This window comes from Romboutsia sp. (assembly GCF_051659545.1).
Classification (GTDB): Bacteria; Bacillota; Clostridia; order Peptostreptococcales; family Peptostreptococcaceae; genus JBOFOR01.
In genome coordinates, this window is the sequence record NZ_JBOFOR010000230.1 from 1 (window position 1) to 7,521 (window position 7,521).

Consider the following 7,521-nt stretch of genomic DNA (forward strand, 5'->3'; position numbering starts at 1 on the left):
GACTATACATTATGTATAGTCTTTTGTTTTATTTGTAATATATATATAATATAAGTAAAAATTATAATATTACTAAGGTAATAGTATAAGTAGAAGGAATGAAAAAAAATAAATAAATAAATATATTTGGATCAAGGGATAGAGGAGCCTATAAACCTACTTAAGATATTGATATATATTTTTTTATTCTAGTATATATTATAGAACATTGAATTTAATTAGAGATGATATATTTTTAGAAAGATTAAGACTATATATTGTGCGTAGTCTTTTTTAGGTATGCCAAGTAGGAGGAACAAAAGTCCGTTGCAGGCTTGATAGTGGGAACTGCTAGCTAAGGGCAAGGGTGTCCCATCGTGATGTGGAATCTGAAGAAAGGCTACGGCAAAGTCTTGGTCTGAGCAACACGAATATAAATATCAATATTGTTTTGTACAATTTAACCTAAATTTTTATGTATAAAAGTTCTATGATTTTTTATTATTAATTTTAGATAAGGCTGTAGATGTTCTGTAGAAACTTCCTAATATATTAACTATACTAGAATGGTTAACTAGTCTATCTAATATGGCGCTAGCCAACATACGATTAGCAAAACTTCATTCTAATTAGATAGATTTGTATTACCAGTAACTATAGTACTTTTATTTTAATATATTTTATCTATTAATTGAAAACATATCTTTGCTTCTTGCTATCCAATAGGTTATTTACCTATCTAGCTTATTTGCTAAATGTGATTTTTTAATTGTTCTATTAGATCTTTACATTTTATAAAATATATAATAACTCTTTTCTTAGCAGCAATCCCTATTGAAGTAGCTAAATGCGTTTTCAAATACCACTATTTCCAATCCAAATTATATTGCTATTATTCTCTAAAAAACGAAGACTATAAAATTATAAAAATTGTTGTTTATTTATTTTAATTTGAAAATCAAAATCAAAATCTTTCATTTCCTTCAGGTGTGGAAAACCTGCTACTTTAACCATTGTATTTGTTGCATTAAAGTTTTTAACTTCAATCTCTCGAGCGGTTAGTTCATATAGAGCATCAACAATGCTTATCTTATTTTCATTTATATTTGCAATATATTCATCAATTTTTAGACTCATATAGGTTAGTTTTAAATCTTGTAAATTACGTTGTAATACTTGAAATTGTTCATTAAATTTCTCCAACTCCCTAAAATGCATCTCTGAAAAATCTTTTAGTTCTCTTTTTATTTATTTTTAAATGTAAGTTTTACAAGTTCTGTATGATGTTCTTTATTGTAATTTATTTTATTTTTTGATAATTGGTGTATTGTAATAGTTTTTTTAATACACATTGAGGTTATCTTCAATAACTTCAATGGATACAGTTTTGCCTATTAAATCCGAAGGTACTGAGAGCATACTTTAGTATTTGAGAGTGTTAAAATGTGATCTTCTTCTTTATTAAAAATAACTATAGGCGGTAGCCCAATTGCTTGATAAACTCGTGTGTTTGCTTCATTTGTTATTATAATAATCTTTTCATGAAGTTCTTCTAAATTATTTAATATTCAATTGTAGTTCATAATTTTATCAATAATTTTCATAGGATTTTCAACCTTTGCATTAGGTTGAGGTCTTGATATTAAGCATGATTTTATTGTAAACCAATATCTGATGCAAACTGATTAAACTTATGATTTATTTTACCTTTTGACTTTTCGCTTCTAGCTTTATTCATCATTGTATACGGATTATCAATTAAAATCTTTTCAGGTATACAACTAATTGTTTCAAAAGCATTAGCTAAAAAATCAAAAAAGTATTTTTTTGAAGCTCTTCTATCTATTCCAAATTATCTTGATAGTTCACTAAAATTAGGTTTATCCAAATTATTAGCCTCCATTAAAACTTTTAATTTATATAATTCTTTAACAGTTTTTATTTTTATTTCAGTCATTATGTTAATTTTAATTTTAGCATTTATACTAAATCTCCAGCAGGCAAATCCTATCAAAAACACTTACAAGAAATAGGATATATAAGTATTTCTAAGAGATATTTAAAAGTGCATGGAACTTAGAGAACAGCCGTGTGCGAGACGGTATGCACGGTGGTGTGAGATGACTCTAAATAAAATAATTATTTAGCTCATACTCTATTTTATGCAAGCAGAAGTGATACATGAAACTATTAAAAGATTAAATAAAAAATATATATAACTTGAACAACATATTTATCCAAAAAATTTGACAGAGGGGGTAAATGCAGATTAAGTTACTAGTAATAAATTAAAAGATAAAGGATATTATACGAAGGTATACCATAGGGGGAATGAGGTAGATGTACAATTGAGTAGGTAAAGAAGAAGAGGATAGTAATTCTGGTATAAGAACGAGATAATAAACTAATATTAGGTTATAGTAGTATTAAAATATAGTCATTTAGGGCAATATTCTTTTTCTAAGAATATAGTTAATATTATATATATAAAGACAAAGAAAATATACATAAACGATAAATAAAATGGGGGTAAAATAATGAAAAAGAATAAAACAATTGCATTTGTAATGGCAGCAGGGTTATTAGTGGGAGGAACTTTTGTAGGAACTAAAGCTTTGTTTACAGATAAAGGAACTAGAACAGGTGATTTAGTTATAAATACAGGAAGCCTTAAATTACAAGTAAGCGAAAGAGAAGGATGGATGGTTAAAACTCCAGGAGGAAAGACAGAAACTATAGTAGCTGGAAATGAGCTGATTTCTAATGCTAAGCCAGGAGATAAATTTCTTAGAGCAATTGAGGTAAAAAATATAGGAACGCTTACACAAAAACTAAGTATTGAAGGTGGAGATGACCAAAACCTAAAAGATTGGCTAAAAATAAATGTTACAAAAGACGATATCCAAAATAGAACATTAGTACCAAATGAGGGTGTTGGATTCCTTATAGAAGTAGAAGTTTTAGAAGCAATGGAAAATGGGGAACAAAGTAAAACATTTGATTTAAATACACTTATGAGTGAAATTACTATAAACGCTGAACAACTAAAATAAATTAATCTATACTAATAAATTCAATAATAAAATAAAGCATTCTAACTACTAGAATGCTTTATTTTATACAAAGAGGGAATAGTTATATGAAAAAAATAATAACTAAAATTACAATAATGGCGCTAGTTATATTGAATTCATCTATGAATTTGTATGCAGAAAATAAAGAAATATACATAGATCCTATATTCACTTCTGATAATGGAATATGGTATCCAGGAAAATCTGAATATAAGGAGTTTTATATATCAAACAACAAAGAAGAAGATATAAAAATATACAGATTATATATAGAATTTAAATCGTGTAAAAACTTGGAAACAAATCAAATGTTAGATAGAAATAGTAAGCAGTTTAACGAATTATCTGAAAATAGTACAGTCAAATTAAGGTATAAAGGAAATATCCTATTTGAAGATAAGTTAGGAAACTTACTATCTAAAAAAGGAATAGTATTGTCACAAGAAATTAATATAAAGTCTAATGGAAAAGCACTGCTAAATATGACAATAGAAATGAATGAAGAAATGAATAATGATGCACAAGCTCTTGAAAATATATTCAGAATAGGAGTTGCATATAAAATAGATAATACACCATCAGTAGTAAATCCAGGGAACCCTGATGAAGAAATTCCACTAATCCCATTGGAACCATCAACACCATTAGATCCAGAAGACCCTGATAAAGAAAGACCACTAATTCCATTAGAACCATCAACACCAATAGGCCCAGAAAATCCACAACCACCAACGAATCCAGATACTGGGGTAGATGGAGAAACAGATGAAAATGGCTCAGATAAGTTACCACAAACAGGAGGACTAATAAACTCTGCTAGTTTATTAGCACTTGGAACTATTGCAATAGGTACAGGAGTAGTACTAAATAAGAAATCATCTCAAGATAAAGGAGATAAGGACAATGAGTAGATTAAAAAGACTTAAAGAAAAAAAAAGAAAACAATTTATAAAAACTATCATGAGTGGCTTAGCTCTGACAATATCTATAGGAACAAGTCAAACTATAACTACTTATGCTTGGTTTACAGATAGTGAAACTTTACAAAGTGATTTAGTTGTAACTATGGGAACACTAGATGTAGATATAGGAGATGGTTTTAATTCGGAAAAATTAAATAAAGATAATAACTTTACTGAATCAAAAGAATTTAGTATATCAAACGAAGGAAGTTTAAAGGAGCAATTAAAATTAAAAATATCTTTAAATAAAGACAATAAGATTGAAAATAATTATCTAAAGTATATAAATTATAAATTGTATATTGATAAAGATGGAGAAGAAATAACAATAAATTTAGATGAATTATCAAATACATCTAAAGATATTGACTTAGTAGATAAACATGGAAATAGAATAATTTTAAATCCAGGAGATGTTTTAAATTGTAAATCAACTATATCTTTAAATACATGTAACGAAGATATACTAAGTGAAATATCTAATAAGTCTATAGCATTTAATACAGAGGTGCTTGCTAGTCAAATTAATTTAAATCATAATGATATAGCGGGATTTACAGATAAAGAAGTACAGACTAATATAGTTAATATTGATAAAATAGATCCTGTAGTTCAAGGTAATTTAAATATACATTTCCAAGAAGATAAAGAAGAAATAAAAATTTTTATACCAAATGAATATAAACCTAAACAAATATCTAATATAAAGGTATTAACAGAGGAAGATGGAGAATTTGAAAATACCGGAGAATTTAAAAATATAGAAGTAGATGAAGAAAATAAATATCATTTTGTTATACAAAAGAAATATGATGAAGAATTTAATAAAAAGAATATAGGTAAAGAATTTAGTGAAAATAACCAATTAAATATAGAAATTAAATTTATAGATAAGCAAAAAGATAAAGAAATAGAAATAACAGAAGTATGGAATATAAAATTTAGAATGAATAAGAATAAGAATAAGAATAGATTACAAGCATATTATCAGGTGATTAGCTCGAATCACAAATTTTTAGAAAATCCAAGTAATCCAGATGTAGAAGAACCACCAAAGGAAGAAATAGAAAATCCAAGTAACCCAGATGTAGAAGAACCACCAAAGGAAGAAACAGAAAATCCAAGTAAACCAGAAGTAGAAGAACCACCAAAGGAAGAAACAGAAAATCCAAGTAACCCAGATGTAGAAGAACCACCAAAGGAAGAAACAGAAAATCCAAGTAAACCAGAAGTAGAAGAACCACCAAAGGAAGAAATAGAAAATCCAAGTAAGCCAGAAGAAGTAAATATATATAAATACAAAGAAGTAATAACACAAAATGAACCCAAAATAACAGAAATACAAAATAAAAACACAGTTACTCAAGTATAAGATAAAAGTGGTAGCTGAAAAGATACCACTTTTATTTTAAGGAGGATAAATAATGAAAACTAAATCAGTACAAAAAAAACAATCTAAAATATCAAAAATAGTAAATATTACATTAACAATTATATTTATAATACTAGCACTAAACCTACTAACAACCAAATCAGAAAAAATATTTAAAGTAATAGGGTATAGAACATATACAGTGCTATCAGGAAGTATGCAACCTAAATTCTATCCAGGAGACATGGTAGTAATAAAACATAAAAATAAAACAGATATAGATATAAATGACATAATAACATTCAGAGATAAGGAAGGAATAATAATAACCCATAGAATAATAGAAAAAACAAATGAAGGATACATAACAAAAGGAGATAACAACAACGTACAAGACTCAGATATAATCACATCAAATGACTTAATAGGAAAGGTAGTCTTTAGCATATCAAAAGCAGGATTTGTAATACAATTCTTATCACAAAAATGGGTTTTAACAATAGAAATGATATTACTTGGAATATTAATAATCATATATAGCAAAAATGAATAATATGAAAAGTATGAAAAAAATAATAGGAAAAATATTAATAATAATAGGAATAACAATAATAGTAATGACAGTATATCTAAACTACACAACACAAAAATCAAATGATAAAGTAGTTCAAAAATACGAAAAAACAATAAACTCAAAACCACAACAGCAAAATAAGGCACAAACTCAACTACCAGAGGACATAATAGGAATACTAGAAATACCAAAAATAAACCTAAAAGTAGCAATCCAAGAAGGCACAGACAAAACCACACTAAAAACAGCAGTAGGTCATTTCAAAAACACTGCAATGCCTGGCCGAGTAGGAAACTTTGCAGTAGCAGGTCACAGAAGTTATACCAGTAACAAATTCTTCAGCAACCTAGACAAAATTGAAGAAAAAGATGAAATAAAAGTAGTAACAAAAACAGGGACCTTTACATATATAGTAACTAATACAGAAGTAGTAACCCCTGAAAAAGTTGAGGTACTAAACCCTAAAAATAACAAAAAAATAATCACACTTATAACATGCACACCTAAATATGTAGGATCTCACAGACTAGTAATACAAGGAGAACTTAAATAGGAGCATGTATTTTTAGGGCCAGTAGGTATAATACACTATAGTCTAAAAAAACAGTAAACAGATTGATGAATAGTATATCAAAGGGGGAGAATAAAAGATGAAAATGTTAATTATTTCAGATTCATTTATAATAAAGGAAGCTATATCTAGTTTATTTATAAATAACTTCAAAACTAGTAAAGTAAAATCAATAGAGTCAATAAATGATATTGGATTAGAAACTTTAAATACTTATGATGTTGTATTTATGGAAACAAATAACGAAACTTTGGAAGACTTAGATAAGGTTGCAGAATCTAAACAAATAAATAGTAATTTGAAAGTAGTAGTATTAGATCATTCTAAAAATGAAACAGTTTGCACCAAAGCAATTAAACAGGGCGTAGATGGATATATAACTAACCTAGAAAATGAAGAAGATTTTATATATATTATAAAAAAAATAATATCGGGAAGTAAATTTTATGATGGCCAAAGTATTCAAAAAGCGCTAAATCATAACTTTGATAAAACACACAGCCATCTAACTAAGAGAGAAAATGAAGTTATGATGGAAGTAGCAAAAGGCCTAAGTAATAGGGATATAGCTATAAGCCTGAAAATAACTGAATATACAGTTAAAAAACATATAAGTAGCATACTTGATAAATTAAGTATGAAAAATAGACAGGACATAATCATATACGTAAAAGATAAAAACATACATAACTAGCTTAAAATAAACGATATATATAAATATAAAAATATAGCTTAATTGTATAATGAAATTGAACCAATAAAAATATAAAAAAAATCCATAGTAATCTTATCCTATGTTATTATTTAATCACGACAAAAAAACAATACAAAAAAGGATGTGGATACTATGGATAATAACACAAACTCAAGAAAAAACAAACACCTTAGCTTTAAAGAACGTGCAACTATAGAGATAAGATTAAATGATGGACTTTCTCCTTATAAAATCGCAAAAGAACTTTGTAGACCTATAAATACAATCATAAATG

The 7,521-nt window shown here is 27.0% G+C and carries 10 protein-coding genes; 7 read left to right on the forward strand and 3 right to left on the reverse strand.

Annotated features, from left to right (window positions below):
- Positions 1-467 precede the first annotated feature (467 nt).
- From ACRC03_RS12710 to ACRC03_RS12720, 3 genes are all read right to left on the reverse strand, one after another.
- Positions 468-584, reverse strand: a complete 117-nt coding sequence (locus ACRC03_RS12710) for a hypothetical protein (protein ID WP_438652947.1) — start codon at positions 582-584, stop codon at positions 468-470.
- Between the two features lie 316 nt (positions 585-900).
- On the reverse strand, positions 901-1,182 hold the full coding sequence (locus tag ACRC03_RS12715; protein WP_438652948.1) for an ATP-binding protein: 282 nt from the start codon (positions 1,180-1,182) through the stop codon (positions 901-903).
- A 649-nt stretch (positions 1,183-1,831) separates the two neighbouring features.
- A complete protein-coding gene (locus ACRC03_RS12720; RefSeq protein WP_438652949.1) occupies positions 1,832-1,999 on the reverse strand; it encodes a hypothetical protein in 168 nt (55 codons plus the stop codon).
- A gap of 517 nt (positions 2,000-2,516) precedes the next feature.
- On the opposite strand from ACRC03_RS12720, the gene ACRC03_RS12725 reads away from it, so the two are divergent.
- From ACRC03_RS12725 to ACRC03_RS12755, 7 genes are all read left to right on the forward strand, one after another.
- Entirely contained in the window at positions 2,517-3,032 is a 516-nt protein-coding gene (locus ACRC03_RS12725) for a hypothetical protein (protein ID WP_438652950.1), read from the forward strand.
- Positions 3,033-3,118: 86 nt separating this feature from the next.
- Positions 3,119-3,964, forward strand: coding sequence for a hypothetical protein (locus ACRC03_RS12730; protein ID WP_438652951.1), 846 nt, complete (start codon positions 3,119-3,121; stop codon positions 3,962-3,964).
- The gene (locus tag ACRC03_RS12735) at positions 3,957-5,387 is read left to right on the forward strand and encodes a hypothetical protein (RefSeq protein WP_438652952.1); all 1,431 of its coding nucleotides are present in this window, start codon (positions 3,957-3,959) and stop codon (positions 5,385-5,387) included. The genes ACRC03_RS12730 and ACRC03_RS12735 overlap by 8 nt, the downstream gene beginning before the upstream one ends.
- Before the next feature lie 52 nt (positions 5,388-5,439).
- A complete protein-coding gene (locus ACRC03_RS12740; RefSeq protein WP_438652953.1) occupies positions 5,440-5,940 on the forward strand; it encodes a signal peptidase I in 501 nt (166 codons plus the stop codon).
- 10 nt (positions 5,941-5,950) lie between these two features.
- Complete coding sequence (locus ACRC03_RS12745; protein ID WP_438652954.1) at positions 5,951-6,514, forward strand: class D sortase; 564 nt, start codon at positions 5,951-5,953, stop codon at positions 6,512-6,514.
- Positions 6,515-6,611: 97 nt separating this feature from the next.
- The gene (locus ACRC03_RS12750) at positions 6,612-7,226 is read left to right on the forward strand and encodes a response regulator transcription factor (protein WP_438652955.1); all 615 of its coding nucleotides are present in this window, start codon (positions 6,612-6,614) and stop codon (positions 7,224-7,226) included.
- Between the two features lie 153 nt (positions 7,227-7,379).
- A partial coding sequence (locus ACRC03_RS12755) for a helix-turn-helix domain-containing protein (protein ID WP_438652956.1) occupies positions 7,380-7,521 on the forward strand: 142 nt, incomplete at its 3' end.